Source organism: Mesorhizobium sp. 1B3 (genome assembly GCF_050958605.1).
Lineage (GTDB): Bacteria > Pseudomonadota > Alphaproteobacteria > Rhizobiales > Rhizobiaceae.
In genome coordinates, this window is the sequence record NZ_JBJHDO010000004.1 from 227,043 (window position 1) to 248,788 (window position 21,746).

The 21,746-nt window shown below is 61.9% G+C and carries 22 protein-coding genes; 15 read left to right on the top strand and 7 right to left on the bottom strand.

Annotated elements, in window-relative coordinates:
- The first annotated feature begins 64 nt into the window (after positions 1-64).
- The 3 genes from ACCO56_RS13105 to ACCO56_RS13115 are packed head-to-tail and all read left to right on the top strand — an operon-like array spanning position 65 to position 1,787.
- On the top strand, positions 65-349 hold the full coding sequence (locus tag ACCO56_RS13105; RefSeq protein WP_433641198.1) for a GlsB/YeaQ/YmgE family stress response membrane protein: 285 nt from the start codon (positions 65-67) through the stop codon (positions 347-349).
- 7 nt (positions 350-356) lie between these two features.
- On the top strand, positions 357-1,319 hold the full coding sequence (lipA, locus tag ACCO56_RS13110) for a lipoyl synthase (protein WP_433641199.1): 963 nt from the start codon (positions 357-359) through the stop codon (positions 1,317-1,319).
- 12 nt (positions 1,320-1,331) lie between these two features.
- The gene (locus ACCO56_RS13115) at positions 1,332-1,787 is read left to right on the top strand and encodes a type II toxin-antitoxin system RatA family toxin (RefSeq protein ID WP_433641200.1); all 456 of its coding nucleotides are present in this window, start codon (positions 1,332-1,334) and stop codon (positions 1,785-1,787) included.
- On the opposite strand, the gene ACCO56_RS13120 is transcribed toward ACCO56_RS13115, so the two are convergent.
- Positions 1,769-2,272, bottom strand: a complete 504-nt coding sequence (locus ACCO56_RS13120; RefSeq protein WP_433641201.1) for a CinA family protein — start codon at positions 2,270-2,272, stop codon at positions 1,769-1,771. The genes ACCO56_RS13115 and ACCO56_RS13120 overlap by 19 nt on opposite strands.
- Positions 2,269-3,489 carry a bifunctional 2-C-methyl-D-erythritol 4-phosphate cytidylyltransferase/2-C-methyl-D-erythritol 2,4-cyclodiphosphate synthase gene (locus tag ACCO56_RS13125; protein ID WP_433641202.1) on the bottom strand — a complete coding sequence of 407 codons (1,221 nt, stop codon included), beginning with the start codon at positions 3,487-3,489 and terminating at the stop codon, positions 2,269-2,271. The genes ACCO56_RS13120 and ACCO56_RS13125 overlap by 4 nt, the downstream gene beginning before the upstream one ends.
- A 166-nt stretch (positions 3,490-3,655) precedes the next feature.
- Here ACCO56_RS13125 and dusB point away from each other — a divergent pair, with 166 nt between their 5' ends.
- The 9 genes from dusB to hflX all read left to right on the top strand — a co-directional run bounded on the left by dusB (position 3,656) and on the right by hflX (position 15,187).
- Complete coding sequence (dusB, locus tag ACCO56_RS13130; RefSeq protein WP_433641203.1) at positions 3,656-4,678, top strand: tRNA dihydrouridine synthase DusB; 1,023 nt, start codon at positions 3,656-3,658, stop codon at positions 4,676-4,678.
- On the top strand, positions 4,675-5,802 hold the full coding sequence (locus tag ACCO56_RS13135) for a two-component system sensor histidine kinase NtrB (RefSeq protein ID WP_433641204.1): 1,128 nt from the start codon (positions 4,675-4,677) through the stop codon (positions 5,800-5,802). The genes dusB and ACCO56_RS13135 overlap by 4 nt, the downstream gene beginning before the upstream one ends.
- On the top strand, positions 5,802-7,259 hold the full coding sequence (ntrC, locus tag ACCO56_RS13140) for a nitrogen regulation protein NR(I) (RefSeq protein WP_433641514.1): 1,458 nt from the start codon (positions 5,802-5,804) through the stop codon (positions 7,257-7,259). Before ACCO56_RS13135 ends, ntrC begins: the two co-directional genes overlap by 1 nt.
- 207 nt (positions 7,260-7,466) lie before the next feature.
- Positions 7,467-9,737, top strand: a complete 2,271-nt coding sequence (locus ACCO56_RS13145; RefSeq protein WP_433641205.1) for an ATP-binding protein — start codon at positions 7,467-7,469, stop codon at positions 9,735-9,737.
- Positions 9,727-11,088 (top strand): sigma-54-dependent transcriptional regulator, encoded by a 1,362-nt coding sequence (locus ACCO56_RS13150; protein ID WP_433641206.1) that lies wholly within the window; start codon positions 9,727-9,729, stop codon positions 11,086-11,088. Before ACCO56_RS13145 ends, ACCO56_RS13150 begins: the two co-directional genes overlap by 11 nt.
- Positions 11,089-11,091: 3 nt before the next feature.
- Positions 11,092-12,468, top strand: a complete 1,377-nt coding sequence (gene trkA, locus ACCO56_RS13155; RefSeq protein ID WP_433641207.1) for a Trk system potassium transporter TrkA — start codon at positions 11,092-11,094, stop codon at positions 12,466-12,468.
- A 65-nt stretch (positions 12,469-12,533) separates the two neighbouring features.
- The gene (locus ACCO56_RS13160) at positions 12,534-13,397 is read left to right on the top strand and encodes a D-amino-acid transaminase (protein WP_433641208.1); all 864 of its coding nucleotides are present in this window, start codon (positions 12,534-12,536) and stop codon (positions 13,395-13,397) included.
- Between the two features lie 146 nt (positions 13,398-13,543).
- Positions 13,544-13,792, top strand: coding sequence for an RNA chaperone Hfq (hfq, locus tag ACCO56_RS13165; RefSeq protein WP_433641209.1), 249 nt, complete (start codon positions 13,544-13,546; stop codon positions 13,790-13,792).
- Positions 13,793-15,187: a GTPase HflX gene (gene hflX / locus ACCO56_RS13170; RefSeq protein WP_433641210.1), complete on the top strand. Its 1,395-nt coding sequence runs from the start codon at positions 13,793-13,795 to the stop codon at positions 15,185-15,187.
- Between the two features lie 6 nt (positions 15,188-15,193).
- Here hflX and mazG read toward each other — a convergent pair whose 3' ends face one another.
- Positions 15,194-16,018 (bottom strand): nucleoside triphosphate pyrophosphohydrolase, encoded by an 825-nt coding sequence (mazG, locus tag ACCO56_RS13175; RefSeq protein ID WP_433641211.1) that lies wholly within the window; start codon positions 16,016-16,018, stop codon positions 15,194-15,196.
- A gap of 123 nt (positions 16,019-16,141) precedes the next feature.
- Between mazG and ACCO56_RS13180 the strand changes: the two genes are divergently transcribed.
- From ACCO56_RS13180 to ACCO56_RS13190, 3 genes are all read left to right on the top strand, one after another.
- Positions 16,142-16,657 carry a tyrosine phosphatase family protein gene (locus ACCO56_RS13180; protein WP_433641212.1) on the top strand — a complete coding sequence of 172 codons (516 nt, stop codon included), beginning with the start codon at positions 16,142-16,144 and terminating at the stop codon, positions 16,655-16,657.
- Between the two features lie 102 nt (positions 16,658-16,759).
- The gene (locus tag ACCO56_RS13185; RefSeq protein WP_433641213.1) at positions 16,760-17,683 is read left to right on the top strand and encodes a DMT family transporter; all 924 of its coding nucleotides are present in this window, start codon (positions 16,760-16,762) and stop codon (positions 17,681-17,683) included.
- A gap of 63 nt (positions 17,684-17,746) precedes the next feature.
- A complete protein-coding gene (locus ACCO56_RS13190) occupies positions 17,747-18,283 on the top strand; it encodes a hypothetical protein (RefSeq protein WP_433641214.1) in 537 nt (178 codons plus the stop codon).
- A gap of 35 nt (positions 18,284-18,318) precedes the next feature.
- Here ACCO56_RS13190 and ampC read toward each other — a convergent pair whose 3' ends face one another.
- From ampC to ACCO56_RS13210, 4 genes are all read right to left on the bottom strand, one after another.
- A complete protein-coding gene (gene ampC / locus ACCO56_RS13195; RefSeq protein WP_433641215.1) occupies positions 18,319-19,506 on the bottom strand; it encodes a class C beta-lactamase in 1,188 nt (395 codons plus the stop codon).
- A 311-nt stretch (positions 19,507-19,817) separates the two neighbouring features.
- The gene (locus ACCO56_RS13200; protein ID WP_433641216.1) at positions 19,818-20,702 is read right to left on the bottom strand and encodes an NAD(P)/FAD-dependent oxidoreductase; all 885 of its coding nucleotides are present in this window, start codon (positions 20,700-20,702) and stop codon (positions 19,818-19,820) included.
- Positions 20,692-21,150 (bottom strand): Rrf2 family transcriptional regulator, encoded by a 459-nt coding sequence (locus ACCO56_RS13205; protein ID WP_433641217.1) that lies wholly within the window; start codon positions 21,148-21,150, stop codon positions 20,692-20,694. Before ACCO56_RS13205 ends, ACCO56_RS13200 begins: the two co-directional genes overlap by 11 nt.
- Before the next feature lie 134 nt (positions 21,151-21,284).
- Positions 21,285-21,662, bottom strand: a complete 378-nt coding sequence (locus ACCO56_RS13210; RefSeq protein ID WP_433641218.1) for a VOC family protein — start codon at positions 21,660-21,662, stop codon at positions 21,285-21,287.
- Positions 21,663-21,746: the final 84 nt, after the last annotated feature.

The window sequence follows — 21,746 nt, forward strand, 5'->3', positions numbered from 1 at the left end:
CAGGCCTGTTTCGCCAGCGAGTTCTGAACTATATGCGAGTGGGACGCGGCACAGGAGGCTCGCGATGGAACAAAGTTATGGCATCCTCGCCATGCCGGGCGTCGGTTTCTTCGGCATGCTCGTGATCGGTTTCCTGGCGGGCTGGGTCGCCGAACGCACGATGAACCGCGACCATGGGATATTCACCAACATCCTGGTGGGCATTGCCGGCTCGTTCGTCGGCGGCACGCTGGCCGGGCTCGTGGGAGTCCAGTTCTATGGATTTCTCGGCAGCCTCATCGTGGCGATCGTCGGCGCGATCATCATTCTCTGGATTTTCGGGCGCTCGCAGGCAGGGCGCCCGCAATAGGAACGACATGGTTACGCTTCTCGACACGCTGAATCGACCGCGACCGCGGCACCCGGAAAAGGCGCACCGGCCGGACCAGGAGGTGTTGCGCAAGCCGGAATGGATCCGGGTTAAGGCACCGGTCTCCCGCGGCTACCTGGAAACGCGCGACATCGTGAAATCGCACGGCCTCGTCACCGTCTGCGAAGAAGCGGGTTGTCCCAATATCGGCGAGTGCTGGGATAAAAAGCACGCGACCTTCATGATCATGGGCGAGATCTGCACGCGCGCCTGCGCCTTCTGCAATGTCGCAACCGGCATTCCGACCGCGCTCGATCCGAACGAGCCGGAAAGCGTCGCCAAGGCGGTGGCGAAGATGGGCCTTTCCCATGTTGTCGTCACCTCGGTCGACCGTGACGATCTGGCGGACGGCGGCGCACAGCACTTCGCCGACGTGATCCATGCCATTCGCAAGGAAGCGCCAGGCACGACGATCGAGATCCTGACCCCCGACTTCCTGCGCAAGGAGGGGGCGCTCGAAATCGTCGTCGCGGCCAAGCCTGACGTCTTCAACCATAATCTGGAAACCGTGCCGTCGAACTATCTGACGGTGCGGCCGGGGGCCCGCTATTTCCACTCCATCCGGCTGCTGCAGCGCGTGAAGGAACTCGACCCCTCGATCTTCACCAAGTCTGGCATCATGGTGGGCCTGGGCGAGGAGCGCAACGAGGTGCTGCAGCTCATGGACGATCTGCGTACCGCGAACGTCGATTTCATGACCATCGGCCAGTATCTGCAGCCGACGAAGAAGCACCATCCGGTCAAGAAGTTCGTCACGCCCGAAGAATTCAAGTCCTATGAGACGATCGCTTATACCAAGGGCTTTCTTGTCGTGGCGTCCAGCCCCCTGACGCGTTCTTCCCATCACGCTGGCGAGGATTTCGCCAAGCTGAAAGCAGCGCGCGAGTCGCAGTTGAAGAAGGCCGTGTAAGGTTTTCTTTTCATGCCGCAATTCGAAACTGTTCGGCGTACAGCACACAACGCGGACGAGATGTTCGCGCTGGTCGCGGACATCGAAAAATACCCGGAATTCGTCCCGTTATGCGAGGCGTTGGCCGTGCGCTCACGCCGCGAGCGGGATGGGCGAACCATGCTGGTGGCCGACATGACGGTGGGCTACAAGGCGATCCGCGAGACCTTCTCGACACAGGTGTTGCTGAAGCCCGACGAGAAGGCGATCGACGTGAGATATCTGGAAGGTCCGTTCAAATACCTGACCAACAGATGGGCCTTCACGCCGGCCGAGCCAAACGGCTGCGACGTGCACTTCTACATAGAATACGAGTTCAAGAGCCGTGTCCTCGGCGCCGTGATGGGGACGATGTTCGACCGCGCGTTCCGAATGTTCACCGATGCTTTCGAGAAACGCGCAAACGCGATCTACGGTCCAGCGGCCTGATCGTCCAACATCGCAAGGGCTAGAGCGAGCGCTGTCTCTACCGCTTCGCGCCGGATGGAATCGCGGCCCTTGTCATCGAATTGACGGAATTCCGCTCGGACAGGCCGACCGGCCATGGCAAGGCCGAACCATACGAGGCCGACCGGCTTTTGCGGCGAGCCGCCCCCAGGACCGGCAATCCCGGTCACCGAAAGGGCAATGCTCGCTTTGGAGTGCGAAAGAGCACCAGCCACCATCTCCAGCGCCGTCTCGCGTGACACCGCTCCATAAGCCTCGAGCGTGGCCGGCAAGACACCGAGCATCTCCATCTTGGCTTCATTCGAATAGGTCACGAAGCCTCTGTCGACGACATCGGAAGAACCGGCAATGTCGGTAAGCGCGCCGACGATGAGGCCTCCCGTGCAGGATTCGGCTGTTGCAAGTAAGATGCCGCGGGCTCGGCAGGCCGCCAGCAACTTTTGTGCCAATGTACGCCGCCCGCTCATGCCGGCAAGCTGCCCGGATAGACGACGCTTGCCGTCGCGATCGCCGCTATGCCTTCCTCGCGCCCGACAAAGCCCAGTCTCTCGTTGGTCGTCGCCTTCACGGAGACGCGCTCTGGGGCGATGCCGAGCATATCGGCGAGGGCCGCTGTCATGGCCGATCTGTGCTGACCGATTTTAGGTGCCTCGCAGATTAGAGTTATGTCCGCATTGGCGATGCGGCCCCCGCGCTCGCGCACGATCCTGGCCGCATGTTCCACGAAGAGGCGCGATGCTACGCCGCGCCAGCGCGGATCGGAGGGCGGGAAATGGGTGCCTATGTCGCCAGCGCCGCACGTGGCGAGAAGCGCGTCCGTGAGCGCGTGCAGCCCCACGTCGGCGTCGGAATGGCCGGAGAGGCGCTTGCCGTGGGGGATCGCGACGCCGCAAAGCATGACGTGGTCGCCCGGCTCGAAAGAATGGACGTCATAGCCGTTGCCCGTCCGAACGTCGGGAAAAAGGAGTTGCGAAGCAAGAAACCGTTGGTCTGCCAAGGCGATATCCTCTGCCCAGGTAAGTTTGACGTTGTCGGGGGAGCCGGGAACCAGCTTCACCGGAATGCCCGCCCATTCGGCGATAGCGGCGTCGTCGGTGAAATCGGCCTTGCCGGACCGACAGGCCCTTTCGTGGGCAGCCAAGATCGGCGCGAAGGGGAATCCTTGCGGAGTCTGAGCAGCGTGAAGGCCGGCGCGGGCCACGGTTTCCGACACGGTTCCGTCGACAGCCTCGCGCTTCAGCGTGTCCGCGACAGGCAGCGCGGGCAGCGCGCCTCGATTGTCGTCGATTGCGTCGATCGTCCGGTCGATCAGCCCGGCATCGATGAAAGGGCGCACTCCATCATGGACAAGCACCACCCGCGGTGGGGCCCCGGCAAGGGCAAGAAGGGCAAGACGCGTGGATTCCTGCCGCGTCGCGCCCCCAGGGACGACGGTCACCCTGTCGGCGAGCGGGCCGACCGCATCGGCGAAAAGCTTCCCGTCATCGGCATGGATCGCAACGACAATCCTGCCGATCGCCGGATGCCCGGCAAAAGCCTCGACCGTGCGGGCGATGACCGGCTTCCCGCCGATCCGGCGATATTGTTTGGGCCCTTCGATGGACTGTCCTGCACGCTCGCCGCGCCCGGCGGCGACGATCACCACCGCGACTTCATCCATGTCGGGAACTGTCGTCTTGCTCATGGCAGACGCATAGTCGCGACGCACGGCAAAGGCCAGCGAGAAAAACCTGGCCCATCGGCGATCGGCCGTCGAAATGCCGGGAGATGACGCTCTTCGCGGTTGCACAAATCGGCAAATCTGTCTAGGAAATGAGCAGGAACCATCATTGCTTTGTTTTTGTGCATGTATGAGACTTTCTGAACTGGCTGCTCCCCTCGATGTCGGCGGGGTCGCGATACGCAACCGGGTCTTCCTCGCGCCAATGTCGGGCGTGACGGATGCCCCGTTCCGTTCGCGCGCCCACGCCCATGGCGCGGGCCTCGTCGTGTCGGAAATGATTGCCAGCGGCGAACTCGCCAAGGGCAGGGCGGGTGCGGCTCAGCGCCTGCGTCACTCGGGTCTGCCGGTTCACATGGTCCAGCTCGCCGGCCGAGAAGCGGGTCACATGGGCGAGGCAGCCCGCATAGCCGTCTCCGAAGGTGCCGACATCATAGACATCAATATGGGTTGCCCCGCGAAGAAGGTGACCGGCGGATATGCAGGCTCGGCCCTGATGCGGGATCTCGACCATGCACTTGCGTTGATCGAGTCCGTCATCGCGGCCGTCGACGTTCCCGTGACCGTCAAGATGCGCCTGGGCTGGGACGAGACCGCCCTTAACGCTCCTCTATTGGCAAGACGAGCCGAGGAAGCCGGCGTGCGCATGATCACGGTCCATGGGCGCACCCGTTGCCAATTCTATCAGGGAAAGGCCGACTGGCGAGCGATCGCCAGGGTCAAGGAGGCGATATCGATCCCCGTCGTCGCCAATGGCGACGTGGCCACGCCGGAAGACGCGGTGGCCGTGCTGGAGCAGTCGGGCGCTGATGCCGTCATGGTGGGGCGCGCCCATTATGGCGCCCCATGGATAGCCGGCCTGATCGCCGGGGCGGCGGCTGGATCCCACACGCCGAACGTGCCTGAACCCCATGACATGGCTGCCTACATCATCGCCCATTACGAGGACATGCTGTCGCTTTACGGGCTCGAAAGCGGGCTGCGCCAGGCTCGCAAGCATCTTGGCTGGTATCTCGGCCGTCACCTCGAGCAGGTTTCCGACGAATTGCGCAGGGTCATCATGACCGGTACGACGCCGGCAGTGGTCATCGGAGCATTACGGGATGTCTTTGACCGTGCCCCCGACCAGAACGGGATCAGACAAGTCGCATGAACCTCTCAGCCCAACACCCTCGGACGGACGATCCGGCGCAGATCGTGCTCAACACCATTCGACACCCGGTGATCATGGTCGGGCCGGATGACGCGATCACCTACGCCAATGCCGAGGCCGAGGACTTCTTCAGACTGAGCGCCGCGATGCTGGCGCGCAACACGCTGGCCCGCTTCGTGCCTTTCGGCAGCCCGCTGCTCACATTGGTCGAGCAGGTGCGGGAGCGGCACGCGCCCGTCAATGAATACCGGGTCGACATCTCGTCGCCGAGACTGGGGATGGACAAGGTCGTCGACATCTACGTCGCGCCGGTTCCGGAGCTGCCGGGCTCGGTCGTGGTGATGTTCCAGGAACGCTCGATGGCCGACAAGATCGACCGGCAGATGACGCACCGCGGCGCAGCGCGCTCCGTCACCGGACTTGCGGCCATGTTGGCGCATGAGATCAAGAATCCGCTGTCCGGGATACGGGGTGCGGCGCAGCTTCTGGAGAGCGTCGTCTCCGACGACGATCGTGCCCTGACACGCCTCATCACCGACGAGACCGACCGCATCGTCTCCCTGGTCGACCGCATGGAAGTCTTTTCGGACGAGCGTCCGATAGATCGCCATCCCGTCAATATTCACGTCGTTCTCGATCACGTGAAGGCAGTCGCCAAGAACGGTTTCGCCCGCAACGTCCGCTTCATCGAAGACTACGACCCATCGCTGCCCCCCGTGCATGCCAACCGGGACCAGCTCATCCAGGTGTTCCTCAATCTCGTGAAGAATGCCGCCGAGGCCACCGGAGGCGCTGGCGAGATCTCGCTCTCGACCGCTTTTCGTCCTGGAATCCGCGTTTCCGTACCGGGCACGACAGATCGGGTATCGCTGCCGCTGGAATTCTGCGTGCATGACAACGGGCCGGGGGTCCCGGACGACCTTCTGCCGATCCTTTTCGATCCCTTCATCACCACGAAACCGAACGGCTCCGGTCTGGGATTGGCGCTGGTGGCGAAAATCGTCGGCGAACATGGCGGCGTCATCGAATGCGATTCCTCGCCGCGCGGCACGACCTTCCGGATTCTCATGCCGGCCTGGAAAGAAGCAGCGACTCAGAACGAGAGCGATGAGGTTAGTGCATGATGAGCGCCCGAGGGAACATCCTTGTCGCCGATGACGACGCCGCTATCCGTACCGTGCTCAACCAGGCATTGTCGCGAGTCGGCCATGATGTCCGGGTGACGTCGAACGCCGCGACCTTGTGGCGATGGGTGGCGGCCGGCGAGGGCGATCTCGTCATCACCGATGTCGTCATGCCGGACGAGAACGCCTTCGACATGCTGCCGCGCATCAAGAAAGCCCGGCCCGAACTGCCGGTGATCGTGATGAGCGCCCAGAATACGTTCATGACGGCGATCCGCGCGTCCGAGACTGGCGCCTACGAATATCTGCCGAAGCCGTTCGACCTGACTGAGCTCATCAACATCGTCAATCGGGCTCTGTCGGAACCGCGCCGGCCGCTGGCCGAACAACGGAGCGAAGAGCAGCTCGAAGCGATGCCGCTGGTGGGCCGCAGTGCCGCCATGCAGGACATCTACCGCATGCTGGCCCGCATGATGCAGACCGACCTCACGGTCATGATCACGGGGGAATCAGGTACCGGCAAGGAACTTGTGGCGCGCGCGCTCCACGAATACGGCCGCCGTCGCAACGGGCCTTTCGTTGCCATCAACATGGCTGCCATTCCGCGCGACTTGATCGAATCCGAGCTTTTCGGCCATGAGAAGGGCGCCTTCACCGGCGCGCAGAACCGCTCCACCGGACGCTTCGAACAGGCGGATGGTGGCACCCTCTTCCTCGACGAGATCGGCGACATGCCCATGGAAGCGCAGACCCGGCTGCTGCGCGTCCTTCAGCAGGGCGAATATACCACGGTCGGCGGCCGCACGCCGATCAAGACCGACGTACGAATCGTGGCGGCCACCAACAAGGATCTCCGCACGCTGATCAACCAGGGCCTGTTCCGGGAAGACCTGTTCTATCGCCTGAACGTCGTGCCGCTGCGGCTGCCGGCTTTGCGCGAGCGTTCCGAAGACATTCCCGACCTTGTTCGCCATTTCTTCAAGCAGGCCGAAGAGGAGGGCTTGCAGAAGAAACGCATCTCTCCGGGCGGCATCGAGCTGATGAAGCGCTATCCCTGGCCGGGCAATGTGCGCGAGCTGGAAAACCTCACGCGCAGGCTTGCCGCTCTCTACCCGCAGGATGAGATATCGGCGGAGATCATCGAGTCGGAACTCAAGACGGTCAATGCCCCCGCGGTGCCCGGAGGCAACCTGCTGCCGGAAGACCTTTCGATCGGGCAGGCGGCAGAGCATTATCTCCAGCGTTATTTCGCCATGTTTGCCGGCGACCTGCCGCCCCCGGGCCTTTATCATCGGATCCTGGCGGAAGTCGAATATCCGCTTGTGCTCGCCGCGATGACGGCGACGCGAGGAAACCAGATCAAGGCAGCCGAACTGCTTGGCCTCAACCGTAATACACTGCGCAAGAAGATTCGCGAGCTGGGCGTAAACGTCTATCGAGCCTCGAAGTCCATCTGAGCAGTCGGGCTCCCGGCTGGACCAATAATCGTGAAGTTATTGGCCGTATGGCACCTTTCAGGGTCTACGCGTCAGGATCTCGCCTGAGGCGCGTCCGAGCGGCTCGGCTTCTCGGCCGCAAGCAAAAGATGGGCGAGCGACCAGGAATGTTGCATAATCGCCACAATGCGTTGCATAGATCGATGCAATGAGGGCGTGATCGGCAGAATGAAGACTGAACGGACGATTCCCGGACCGGGCTTCCCGGGATCTGTTGCGACGGAGGGGCGCCGCCTGCTTGCATTGCCGGGCGTCGTGACCGTTGTCGCCGCCCTGCTGACGGCAGCATTGTCGTTTGCGATCCTCGTCGGCGCTACACCCATCACACCGAACGAAACCACGACCCTCGCCCTGATCGGCATCAACGCGATCTTCATTCTCCTTCTGGTCGCGCTGATCGTCAGGGAAGTTCATCGCATCGTGATGGCGCGCAGGCGCGGCAAGGCCGCCTCTCGTCTTCATGTTCGAATCGTCGCGATGTTTTCGCTGGTGGCAGCAATCCCCGCCCTCATGGTGGCGATCGTTGCCTCGATAACCCTGGATATCGGTCTCGATCGTTGGTTCGAGCTCCGCACAAAGGCCATCATCACCTCGTCGCTGTCGATCGCCGAGGCGTATGTGCAGGAGAACGCGCGCAACCTCCAGGGCACGACCCTGTCGATGGCGAACGATCTCGACCGCGCGCGGACCCTGTTCAATCTCGACCGGACCGGATTTCGAGAGGTGCTGACCCAGCAGGCCATGGGCAGGGCTCTCGCCCATGCCGCGCTGGTGAAGGATGACGGCTCCCTGGTCATGGCTGCGCAGACCAACGCCGAATTTCCCTTGCCGGAGCCCCCACCGGGCGCGGTGCAGCAGGCGCGCGACGGCCAGACCGTGCTGATCGAGCCGCGCACTCGCAACATTGTCGGGGCGATCGTCAAGCTGCGCGAAATCCCCGACATTTATCTCTTCACCATCCGGCTCGTCGACCCGGAGGTCATCCGGGCGCGCCAGATCGTGCGCGCGAACACCGATGAATATCGCGGCCTGGAAGCCAACCGCCGGACAACGCAAGTCGCTTTCGCCCTGCTTTATCTCGGCCTTACGCTGATCGTCGTGCTTTCGGCGATCTGGACCGGCATCGCCGTGGCCGATCGGCTGGTCCGGCCCATACGACAGTTGATCAGCGCGGCGGACGAAGTGGCAACCGGCAATCTCGACGTTTCCGTGCCTGTGCGGGCAAGTGACGGGGACGTCGCCTCGCTGGGCGATACGTTCAACAAGATGCTGCTCCAGCTCAAAACCCAACGCAACGAGCTTCTTGATGCAAAGGATCTTGTCGATGAAAGGCGCCGTTTTTCCGAAGCCGTGCTGGCGGGCGTGACGGCCGGAGTGATCGGCGTCGACCCGGAAGGTATCGTCACCATCGTCAACCGTTCCGCCGAGAACATGCTTGCCATCTCGGCCGAAGCGTCGGTCGGCAAGAATCTGTCGGTGATCTTGCCCCATGTCGGCCGCGTACTCGAAGTCGGTCGCAAATCCGGCAAGCCGGTCTATCGCGAGCAGGTGACTTTCTACAGGGCTGGAGCCGAGCGCACCTTCAACGTGCAGGTCACCATCGAGGAAAGCGAAACCGATCCGGAGGAGAGGTCGCATGTCGTGACGATCGACGACATCACGGATCTGCTGCAGGCGCAGCGCACCTCGGCCTGGGCGGATGTCGCACGCCGGATTGCCCACGAGATCAAGAACCCATTGACCCCTATCCAGCTCTCGGCGGAGCGCATCCGGCGGCGCTACGGCAAGGTCATCACCGAGGATCGAGAGGTGTTCGACCAATGCACCGATACGATTATCCGCCAGGTCGAGGATATCGGCCGCATGGTCGACGAGTTCTCGGCCTTCGCCCGCATGCCCAAGCCGGACATGAAGGTTCTGGATTTGCGCGAGCCTTTGCGCGAAGCGTCCTTCCTCGTCGAGGTAAGCCGATCCGACATCGCTTTCGAGCGCGCCTTTGGCTCGGAGCCGCTGATGGGCACCTTCGACAACCGGCTGATGAGCCAGGCTTTCGGCAACATCATCAAGAACGCCGCCGAGGCGATCGAAGGTGCGGAGTTCCAGGATGGCGAAAAAGGCGTGATCCGCATCCAGGCTTCCCGCGAAGGGAACATGATTCGTGTCGATGTCGTCGACAATGGCAAAGGCCTGCCGCGCGAGAACAGGCAGCGGCTGCTCGAGCCCTATATGACGACGCGCGAAAAAGGCACTGGGCTCGGCCTCGCTATCGTCAAGAAGATCGTCGAGGACCATGGTGGGCGACTTGAACTGCATGATGCGCCCCAGGATTTCCATCAGGGGCGGGGGGCCATGATCACCATGGTCTTGCCGGCGGCCAATGCGCCCGAGACCGGCCCCGTCAGCCAGAAAGAAACTGAAAAGGTCGGCAATGGCGTCTGACATTCTTATCGTCGATGATGAAGAAGACATCCGCGAACTCGTCGCCGGTATCCTGAGTGACGAAGGGCATGAAACCCGCACCGCCCACGACAGCGACAGCGCGCTTGCCGCGATCGCCGACCGCGTCCCACGGCTGGTCTTCCTCGACATCTGGCTGCAGGGATCCAAGCTCGATGGCCTTGCGTTGCTCGACCAGATCAAGGCAATCCATCCCGGCCTGCCGGTCGTGATGATTTCCGGCCATGGCACGATCGAGACGGCGGTCTCGGCGATCCGGCGCGGTGCCTATGATTTCATCGAAAAGCCGTTCAAGGCGGATCGGCTGATCTTGATCGCCGAGCGTGCGCTGGAGACCTCCAAGCTGAAACGCGAGGTATCCGATCTCAAGCAGCGCAGCGGCGAGAGTTTCGATCTTATCGGCACGTCCGTGGCGATGAGCCAATTGCGTCAGGCGATCGAGCGCGTGGCGCCGACGAACAGCCGTATCATGATCATCGGGCCGTCGGGCTCCGGCAAGGAAATGGTGGCCCGCGCAATCCATGCGGCGTCTGTGCGGCGGGGCGGCCCGTTCGTCATGGTCAACGCCGCGACGATCACGCCCGAACGGATGGAGATCGAACTGTTCGGCACGGAATCCAATGGCGGCGAACGCAAGGTGGGCGCGCTCGAAGAGGCACATGGCGGCATTCTCTACATAGACGAAGTCGCCGACATGCCCCGCGAGACCCAGAGCAAGATCCTTCGCGTCCTGGTCGACCAGCAGTTCGAGCGCGTCGGCGGCACAAAGCGCGTCAAGGTGGACGTCCGCATCATCTCTTCCACCGCGCAAAATCTGGAAGCCATGATCGCGGAAGGTCGCTTCCGCGAGGATCTCTATCATCGCCTCGCCGTCGTGCCTGTAATCGTGCCGGGCCTGTCCGAGCGGCGCGAGGATATTCCATTCCTCGTCGACCACTTCATTCGGCAGATCGCGCGCCAGGCAGGTATCAAGCCCCGCCGCATCGGCGACGATGCCCTTGCCGTCCTGCAGGCCCACAATTGGCCAGGCAACATCCGCCAGCTCCGCAACAACATCGAACGCCTGCTGATCCTTGTCCGCGGCAACGATGCCGATACCCCCATCACGGCCGACTTGCTGCCGTCGGAGATCGGCGACGTGATGCCCCGCGCGCCGAGCCAGTCCGATCAGCACATCATGGCGCTGCCGCTGCGCGAGGCGCGCGAATTGTTCGAGAAGGAATACCTGATCGCGCAGATCAACCGTTTCGGCGGCAACATCTCCCGGACCGCGGAATTCATCGGCATGGAGCGCTCGGCCTTACACCGTAAACTGAAGTCGCTCGGGGTTTGAGACGTGAAAGTCATCATTTGCGGTGCTGGCCAAGTGGGCTACGGCATCGCCGAACGTCTGGCGGCGGAAAAGAACGACGTATCGGTCATCGATACGTCGCCCGACCTCATCCGCGCGATCCGTGATTCGCTCGACGTGCGCGGTTTCGTGGGACACGGCGCGCACCCCGATGTGCTTGAGCTCGCGGGTGCCCAGCAGGCGGACATGCTGATCGCGGTGACGCTCTTCGACGAGGTCAACATCGTTGCCTGCGAAGTGGCGCACGCTTTGTTCAACGTGCCGACCAAGATCGCTCGTATCCGGGCCCAATCGTATCTGAGGCCTCACTACCGCGACCTCTTCTCGCGTGAACACCTGCCCATCGACGTCATCATTTCGCCGGAGCTGGAAGTGGGCGAGATGGTGCTTCGGCGGATCGCCCTGCCAGGGGCGACGGATGTCGTGGGCTTCGCGGAAAACAAGATCGCGATGGTGGCAATCGAATGCCAGGAGGATTGTCCGGTCATAAACACGCCGCTGGCCCAATTGAGCCAGCTCTTCCCGGACCTTCCGTCGACAGTTGTGGGTATAACGCGTCAGGGCAAGCTTTTCATTCCGCATTCGTCGGATCAGCTAGTCGCTGGAGATCTGGCTTACGTGGTGACGACCAAGGACCAGGTTCGCCGCACGCTCGGTCTGTTCGGCCACGAGGAGCAGGAGGCCACGCGCATCGTCGTGGCCGGCGGCGGCAATATCGGCCTTCATGTCGCCCGCACTCTGGAACAGCGCCAGAGCCGCGCACGCCTGAAAATCATCGAGAGCGGGAAAGAGCGGGCCGTGGCGATCGCCGACGAATTGCGCCGAACGGTCGTGCTTCAGGGCAGCGCCCTCGATCAGAAACTCCTTCTCGAAGCCGACATACAGGACGCCGACCTGATGGTGGCGCTTACCAACAACGACCAAATCAACATCCTCGCAAGCGCCATGGCGAAGCGGCTGGGGTGCAAGTCGAACCTTGCCCTGCTCAACAATCCCGCTTTCCACGATCTCACTGGCACGATGGGAATCGATGCCTATGTCAATCCGCGCGCCGTCACCATTTCGCGCGTGCTGCAACATGTGAGGCGCGGCAGGATCCGCGCGGTTCATACCATTCAGCAGGGGGCGGCGGAAATCATCGAAGCTGAGGCGCTGGAGACCTCTCCGCTGGTCGGAGCGGAATTGCGGGAGATCGATCTACCGCACGACATGCGCATCGGGGCGATCTACCGGAACGGCGAAGTCATCAAGCCAGGCGGCGCGGTGCGGATAAAGCCGAGGGATCGTGTCGTGATCTTCGCGCTGGCCGGGGCTGTCAAGCAAGTCGAGCAGATGTTCCGGGTCAGCCTCGAGTTTTTCTGAGAGCCGCTGCTCGAATCACGCTAGCAAAGCTGGCGACAAGCCGATTCACTGCAAGGGAAGCCAACATGCCGCGCGTTGCCTATGTCAATGGCCGCTATCTCCGCCATGCGGACGCAGCGATCCATATCGAAGACCGAGGCTATCAGTTCGCCGATGGCGTCTACGAAGTCTGCGAGGTCGCGCGCGGCTATATCATGGACATGACGCGCCACCTCGATCGCTTGGACCGTTCGCTGCGGGAGCTTGAGATCGCATGGCCGATGGCGCGGCCGGCGCTGACTGCCGTGATGCGCGAGGTGATCCGGCGCAACCGCGTTGTCAACGGGATGGTGTATCTCCAGGTGACGCGCGGCGTTGCGCCGCGTGATCACGTTTTTCCAGCTCCAGGCGTAAAACCGGCCCTGGTGATCACGGCTAAGCGGACAGACCCCGCGGCGGCCGCAAAGAAGGCCGAGACAGGCTTGAAGGTCATCACCGTCCCCGAGAACCGCTGGGATCGCGTCGACATCAAGAGCGTCGGCCTGCTTCCCAATGTCCTGGCCCGCCAGAAGGCGAAGGCGGCCGGCGCCCAAGAGGCCTGGTTCATCGATCCGGATGGCACGGTGAAGGAAGGCGCCGCCACCAATGCCTGGATCGTCACGAAGGACGGCCGCCTGGTCACGCGGCCCGCCGATCATGGCATCTTGCGCGGTATCACGCGCGCCACCGTCATCGACGTAGCCGCCAAGCTCGGGTTGAAGGTCGAAGAACGCGGCTTTACCGTGGAAGAGGCCAAGCAGGCACGCGAGGCCTTCCTGACGGCGGCTACGACCGTGGTCATGCCAGTCGTCGAGATCGACGGTGCGACCGTCGCCAATGGTCATCCGGGCTCGGTTGCACTTTCCCTACGTCAATCGTTTTTTGACGTTGCGGAAAAAATCAAGGCCTGATAACGGCTTAAACTGCAGGGACACATATCCATCACGTTTTGCTCGTCACGCCCCCATGGCACGCAAGACATGCGTGTCTTGACATGGGCGGACCAATGGGGCGCTACTAGCCACAAGACGTTTGGGGACGGTGAAAGAAAAGAACAATGGCGGAAAGATCGCAAAATCTACAAGACCTCTTCCTCAACTCGGTTCGCAAAAGCAAGAACCCGCTTACAATATTTCTTATCAACGGCGTAAAATTGACGGGCGTTGTAACCTCGTTCGATAATTTCTGTGTGCTTCTGCGCCGCGACGGGCATTCTCAACTCGTCTACAAACACGCCATTTCTACCATCATGCCGAGCCAGCCGGTTCAGATGTTCGATGGTGAGGAAAACGGCCGGGAAGCTTGATTGACGAATGAGCAAGACGCGAGTCGGCGCAATCGCGCCGGCGACGCGATGCAGGTTTTCGAAGCCCAGACGACGGCACGGGCCGTCATCATAGTGCCTGTGCTGACCAGGCCGGGACGTTTCGACGACGGCCCGGCCCAGAACAGGCCGCGTTTGTCACGCTCACCAGAGGCTCGCCACGACGAAGCAGTCGGCCTAGCGCGCGCGATAGATCTCGATCCCGTTCATACGGCAATCGTCCCGATCGCCGATCCACGCCCTTCCACCCTGCTGGGAAGCGGCAAGGTCGACGAGTTTGCCGCCCTCGTGAAGGACACCGAAGCCGAGCTGGTCATCGTCGATCATCCGCTGACCCCGGTGCAGCAGCGTAATCTCGAAAAAGCGCTGAATGCCAAGGTCCTCGACCGGACTGGACTCATCCTCGAGATCTTTGGGCGCAGGGCCCGCACCAGGGAAGGCACCCTGCAGGTGGATCTGGCCCACCTCAATTACCAGAAGGGCCGGCTCGTCCGGAGCTGGACCCACCTGGAAAGGCAGCGCGGCGGCGCCGGCTTCCTGGGCGGCCCCGGCGAAACCCAAATCGAGGCGGATCGTCGGATCCTGCAAGAGAAAATCCTGCGACTGAAGCGCGAACTCGAAACGGTCCGCCGCACGCGCGACCTGCACCGCGCCAAGCGCAAGAAGGTCCCATTCCCGGTCGTCGCCATTGTCGGGTACACGAATGCCGGCAAGTCGACCTTGTTCAATCGGCTGACCGGCGCCGGCGTTCTGGCCGAGGACATGCTTTTCGCCACGCTCGACCCAACGCTTCGACGCCTGCGCCTCCCGCACGGTACGACGGTAATCCTGTCCGATACGGTGGGCTTCATTTCGGACCTGCCGACCCATCTGGTCGCGGCATTTCGTGCAACGCTGGAAGAGGTGGTGGAAGCCGACCTCGTCGTGCACTTGCGCGATATTTCCGATCCCGACGCGGCGGCCCAGGCCGAGGATGTCGAGCAGATCCTCGGCGATCTCGGTGTCGACGCCTCGGACAGCAGGCGTGTCATCGAGGTCTGGAACAAGATCGACCGTTTGGACGAAGGCAGCCGCGCGCGCCTTCTGGCGGAGACAGCGGTCGGCCGTCAGGGGCCGCCGATCGCCGTCTCGGCGGCGACAGGCGAGGGGATCGATGCTCTCGTCGCAGCGATCGAGGAACGTGTCGCGGGAGCGCTGGAGCCGCTGACGATAACGCTGGCGCCCGATCAGCTCGGCCTGGTCGATTGGCTCTATCGGAACGGTGACGTGGTGGCCCGCAAGGACAGAAACGATGGCAGTGTAACTTTGTCGATCAACGCCACGGCTTCGGCAAAAAACGAGATCGAGAACCGTTTGCGTAACAAAAACAAGAAGTAAAAGGCACTACTTCGAGTCTTTGGCCTCCTGCCACAACTCTTCCATCTCTTCGAGAGTCGCGTCTTCCAGGCTGCTCCCTCGCTTCTCGAGAGCCTGCTCCACGTAATGGAGGCGCGTGCGGAATTTCTCGTTGGTGCCCCGCAGAGCAGTCTCCGCGTCGATGCTGAGGTGTCTGCCGAAATTGACCAGGGCGAACAGCACGTCGCCGAACTCGTCGGCAACAGCAGCGGCTTTTCCCTGCTCCATCGCTTCGCGCAACTCTCTTATCTCTTCCTCGATCTTTTCGAGGATCGGCTTGGCTTCCTTCCAGTCGAATCCAACGCGGGCCGCTTTCTCCTGAAGCTTCAAAGCGCGGGTGAGGGCGGGAAGCGCGACCGGCACGCCGTCCAGGTAACCCTTGCCATGGTCTTCCGGATCGAGCCCCCGGGCGAGGCGTGCGCTGCGTTTTTCCGCCTTCTCCTCGGCCTTGATCCGATCCCACATGCCCTTGGCAGAACCGGCGGCACGGGCTTCCGCATCCCCGAAGACATGCGGGTGGCGGCGGATCATCTTCTTCGTGATCGCCTCGACGACGTCGCCGAAGCTGAACTCGCCGGCTTCTTCGGCCATGCGCGAATGAAAGACGACCTGCAGCAGGAGGTCGCCGAGTTCCTCGCGCAGATCCTGGAGATCCCCACGCGCGATCGCATCAGCGACCTCGTAAGCTTCTTCGAGCGTGTAGGGCACTATGGTCTCGAAGGTCTGCTCGACATCCCAGGGGCAACCGGTCACCGGTGTCCTGAGCGCGGCCATGATCTCGATGAGCCGGTCGATATCCTTGGATGGTTGCATGGCAGGAATGCACTCTCGCGTTTCAGTCGACCGAACTGGCCTTGGTTCGGGCATCAACATCGTCCACAATCTGGCAGGGACGCCTTCGCGATCCTATGACAAGAGTAGGCGCTTGGAGCAACCATGTCGGCAACGATCCATGTCTGTCCAATGACCCAGGTCGAGGCGACGGTCTCGCTTGCGGGCGCGCGGCATCTCGTCTCCTTGCTCTCGGCCGGCATCGAATTCGCTCGTCCCACGACAATCACTCAGGAAAATCACCTCCTTTTGACAATGAATGACATATTGGCGGCACAAGACGGTATGACACCGCCCGGACGGGAACATGTCGAGAGATTGCTGGCCTACGCGGCGTGTTGGGACCGAACGACGCCGCTTGTGATCAATTGTTTCGCCGGCATAAGCCGATCGACGGCGGCTGCCTATATCGTGGCGGCGGCGCTGATGCCCGGGCGAAGCGAAGAGGAACTGGCCCGGACGCTTCGCGGGCTTTCGCCTTCGGCAACACCCAATCTCCTGCTCGTCGGCATTGCCGACGGGATGCTCGGCCGGGAAGGGCGGATGGTGGCGGCGATCACTGGCATCGGCCGGGGTGCTGAAGCCTACGAGGGCGCGCCCTTTGCTTTGGCCATCGAGTGAATGTTGGAATCTCCGTCGAACAAAATGGCGCCATCCGAAAAGGTATCTTGAATTGGTCGGGCGAAGATGGGATGCGGATCTCCTCGCGATCCAAGTGGCATCATGAATCTTCGCACAGCATTTTCCCGCCAGGGCAGCAACCTCGTGCTCGCCGGTATCCTACTCATGTTGTTGGGAGATTTCCTGTTCGCGCTCAACGACGCGATGGGCAAATGGCTGGTCGCCAGCTTTTCGGTCGGACAGGTGTTGCTGATCCGCTCGATTGGCGCCTTCGCCATTCTGGGGCCTATGATCGCGCGGCAGGGCACCGGGTCGCTGTTCCGGCTCGAGCGTCCCGGCCTCCAGGGGCTTCGCGTCCTGATGGCGACGGCCGATACGGCCCTTTTCTACGCAGCGGTTGCCTACCTTCCGCTTGCCGATGTGATGACCTTCTACATGGCTGGCCCCATCTATGTGGCCGCCCTGTCTCATCTGTTCCTCGGCGAGAAGGTCGGCTGGCGCCGCTGGATGGCAATTGTCCTCGGCTTCGGCGGCGTTGTCATAGCGCTGCGCCCGTCGTCGGCTTCGCTGTCGCTGCCATCTCTCTTCGCGCTTGTCGGAAGCATCTCCTTCGCGCTGAATCTCATTCTGAACCGCGTCTTGCGAACGACCAGCGACACCTCATTGGTGACTTGGCAAACCTTGGGTGCGCTGGTTGTCGGAGGGTTGCTCAGTCTGCAAGGCTGGACCACACCCACCACGCTCGACCTTTTCGCGATGTTGCTGCTCGGCATCGTTTCCTGCGCGGCGCATCTTATGATCACACGCGCCCTCAAACTCGCTCCGGCATCGACCCTTGCGCCTCTGCAATATAGTCTGCTTCTGTGGGCAGTCGTCTTCGGTCTGGTTTTCTTCGGCGACGTACCGGACGCGCAGATCCTGCTCGGTTCAGCAGTGATCGTCTTTGCCGGCCTCTTCATCTTCCATCGGCAGAAGGTGGTCGATAACGCCGTGCCGGTCGAAACCGTGGCCCGCGACGGTCATTAACGTCCGAGCACGGCGGACCCGTGCTAGGGTTGAACCCGCAATCCGGGACTGTTGAAAGGGCGAATGGTGCATCGTTCCGTGAACAATTCTGCCCGCGTTTTGATCGCTGCGTTGTTTTCGACATGCCTGATTCCGGCATTCGCCACGGCGAAGGACGACGGCACGTCGCCAGTCGGAACCTATCTCTGGTATCCCGAACCCGGCGGGCCGAAATCCGATCAGGATTGCCGTGACCTCGTCGCGCGTATCCGGCCCACCAAGGAAAAGGCGGAAATGTCGCTTTGGGGGAGTATTCCCCAAAGTGATCCGGCTGCCGGCTCCTTTTACCTTCTGCTCTCGAAGACACGCATGGAGCCGACTTATGCGGCGGAGGGAGACTATGATTTCGGCAATGTCCGACTAGGTGCCACGCAAAATGGGGAGACCCCTTTCGAACTGATCCCGGACGACCACCCCGACGTCACGATCAAAGGGATAGTGAGCGCACCACAAGGCGGCGATATCGTCACGGTCATCCTGCGAGGCATACCGCTCGATGGGACAACGACCGACCGGACGGTTTACTACTGCCGTTTCGACGATCTCGGCACCGAGACGTGATTGGGACGATGTGGGGCCATAACCGGATCAGTGTCTCAACGAGCGCTCGTGGGACCGGACTGGCTGTCCAGCGCCGTCAGTATCTGATGGGCGGCCTTCACGCGTGCCGGTATGGGATAGTTTTTGTTCGCCAGAATCACGATGCCGATGCCCTTGGCGGGAACGAAGGCGGCATAGGCGCCGAAACCGTTGGTGGAACCAGTTTTATTGATCAGCACATCCGCCCCAGCCGGTAGCGGCGGGACGAGCCTGCTTGCTTTCTGCGCCTCGAGAGCCATCTCGGAGGAGTTCCCCGTAAGCAGTCGATCGAGCTCCACGGGATAGGCATACATCTCCCATCCCAGACCCTGCGTCATGGGCCCGACCTTGTAATATCCGGTATGCGTTGCGATGACCGCACTTCGGAGCGCCTCGTCGTCGATCTTGGAGGGATCCATGTTCGCCTCGACGAACCGGATGAGATCGGCGGCGGTCGTCTTCACACCATAGGCTTCCGAGTCCAGAACGCCGGGCGACACTCGAATTGGTTTGCCGTCCTTCGACGTGCCGTAGGCATATTCGCTCATCTGGTCCTCGGGAACCCTGATATAGGTACGGGCCAGGCCAAGCGCCGGGAAGAGCTTCTGCTCCATCAACTCGTCGAAGGATTTGCCCATGCTTGCAGCGGCGAGATGGCCGAACAGCCCGATGCTCGGATTCGAATATCGGCGATGAGTGCCGGAGGCATAGGTCGGACGCCAGCTTCTATAGAAGGCGAGCATCTTTTCCCGGTCGGTCACGTCGTTGGGAAACTGCAGGGGCAGGCCGCCCGCCGTGTAGGTGCCGAGATCGAGAAGGCTGATCTTGTCGAAGCTGCTGCCAGCCAGCGCTGGCAAGTATTTGCTCGCATTGTCGGACAGCGACAGGTTTGCGCGGACTTGCGCGTAGGAGGCGAGGGTTGCCGTAAAGGTCTTGCTGATCGATCCGATCTCGAAAATCGTGTCCTCGGTAACCTTTTGCCCGCTCTCCTTGGAAGCGGTGCCGTAGTTGAAGAAATACTGCTTGCCCTGGACTGTGACCGCGACGGCTATGCCGGGAATGTTGTTCGCCTTCATGACCGGCTTGATCGCCTCGCCGACAACACGGTCCAACTGGCCCCGACTGTCGGCAGCATAGGTGGAGGTGCCGAAGGACAAGGAGGCGGCTGCGAGAATTCCAAGCGTGGGAACTGAAATGCGTCTCATGACAGATATGACGTCCTCGTCTGCGCGCGACTGGTCAGGCCGAGGCAGACCGCGGTCCATGGCCAATCCGGATATATGTCGAAACTTCGCTACCGGCGCTCCTTTGATCCATGCAGCGGAAAGCGCCTCAAGCGGGTGAAGCGGATATACGTGGTTCGAACACGTTGAACAAACGACGATATCTTGCGCCAGCCATTAGAAAAACTTAGGTGTCTCTTGCTTGCGCCGAGCGGAAGGGCAGGGACCGCCGGTCGCGGCGGCCCATGATTGCCAGAACCTTGGATGATCGAACGGTCCCGCCGCATGTGGCCTTATCCGAAGATCAACGACCGATGGACGCCGGCGCCGGCAAGCGCACCATCCCCCACCGCCAGAGACACCGTTCCTGTCGCTCTCGCCACGTCGCCACAGGCGAAGACACCGGGAATCGTCGTCTCCTTCATCGCGTCCGTACGGAGAAACGGTCCGAGGGGTCCGTCATCCAGAGCGCAGCCCAGATCTTCCCCCAGCGAAGTGGAGGGTCGGGTACGGCTGGCGGTGAACAGCCCGGCGAGCGTGACCACCCGTCCGTCGGCGAGTTCCACGTCGGCTTCGCCCGCAATTCGAGATACCGCCGTGTGCTCCACCGTCACGGCGCGAGCTTCGAGTTGTGCGAGTTGCTCCGGATCCGGCACAAAGGTCTGGTTGATAAAAAACGTCGTCGGTCCCCACTCCGGAAGGAGCATGGCCTGATGCATCGAAGCGGCTCCCACCGCCAGCACGCCAACCGGGCCGCCGCCCAGCTCATATCCGTGGCAGTAGGGACAATGGAAAACGGTCTTGCCCCAGCGATCCTGCACTCCCGGCACCTCTGGCAAGGTGTCTGTGACGCCGAGAGCCAGCACCAGACGAGCGGCGCGATGTTCGCTACCGTCACTCATCGAGACGGTGAAACCGTTATCATCCTTCGCGGCCCGATCGGCTCGCCCCTCCGTCCAGACGAGATTCGGATAGGCACATAGCTGCTCCCGGGCCACAGCGGCGATTTGCGCCGGATCGACGCCATCTTGCACGAGAAAGCCATGAGACCGCGCAGCAAAACGGTTACGGCGGATGCCGGCGTCGATCACCATAACCTTGCGCCGGGCGCGTGCTATCTGCAGCGCGGCCGCCATACCGGCATAGCTGCCGCCAATCACGACGACGTCAAACACCATTGCGAACTTCCTTCCTGGTTCGATGCACTGCAAGCCTGCGCGTGAAGTCCTCGGCCAGGGCGGCAAGCGTCACACATCCGAAACGCTGCATCAGCAACTCTTCCGCTGCGTTGAAAGCACTATCCAGCACGGCGTTGACCGACTGCTCGACAAGGCATTCCGGTGTCTCGTTTCGATTGCCGATAGCGAAGATCGCTGGTTCGCCGAGCGCCACATGGACATCGCGCAGCGTGACCTCCCGGAGATCGCAGGCGATCGACCAGCCACCATTGTGTCCCTTCTCGGACTTCACGAAGCCGGCCTCTCGAAGTCCGGCCATGGTGCGGCGAACGACGACCGGGTTCGTGCCCAGGCACGTAGCGAGCGCCTCGGAGGTCATGGGGCCTTCATTGGCGGCCATGTGGAGGAGGGTGTGCAGGACCGAGGAAAGACGGCTGTCTCTTTTCATGTAACTTCGTTTATTACAAAACCGGACAACGGACAAGTCCCAATGCTCACGCAACTAGACAGCCGAGCGCATGGGGTTTCAACTTGGATGAAGCAGATCGGGCCGCGTGCCTGGCCTGGCGCGGCTCGCAAGCGCTAAAGCTGGTTGCTCACTTCGACGAGATTACCGTCCGGATCCTTGAAGTAGATGGACAGGATCTTGCCCACCGCCCCGGCCCGCTTGCCTGGCCCGTCGACGATCTCTATGCCCTGGCGCTTGAGGTGCTCGATGACCGCATCGAGCGGCGTGTCCGTAAGCAGGCAGAAATTACCGCTGCCCGGAACCGTCTCACGAGCGATGCTCGGCGATGCAACGGCATCCTGAAGACTGATCTTGTTAGCGCCGAAATGCAGCGACCATTTGCCGGGCCGTTCCTCTCGCGGCTCCATATTCAGCACACGCTCGTAAAAACGGCGAGTGGCTGTGACGTCGGTGACACAAAGCACGATGTGGTCGAGCGCACGCATCTTCATGCCGCAATTCTACGCTTCTCCGAAGCTGGTCGCGAGCTTAGCGCGAGGTTGGCATGCCTTTTTGAGTACTTGACCACGCGGGGA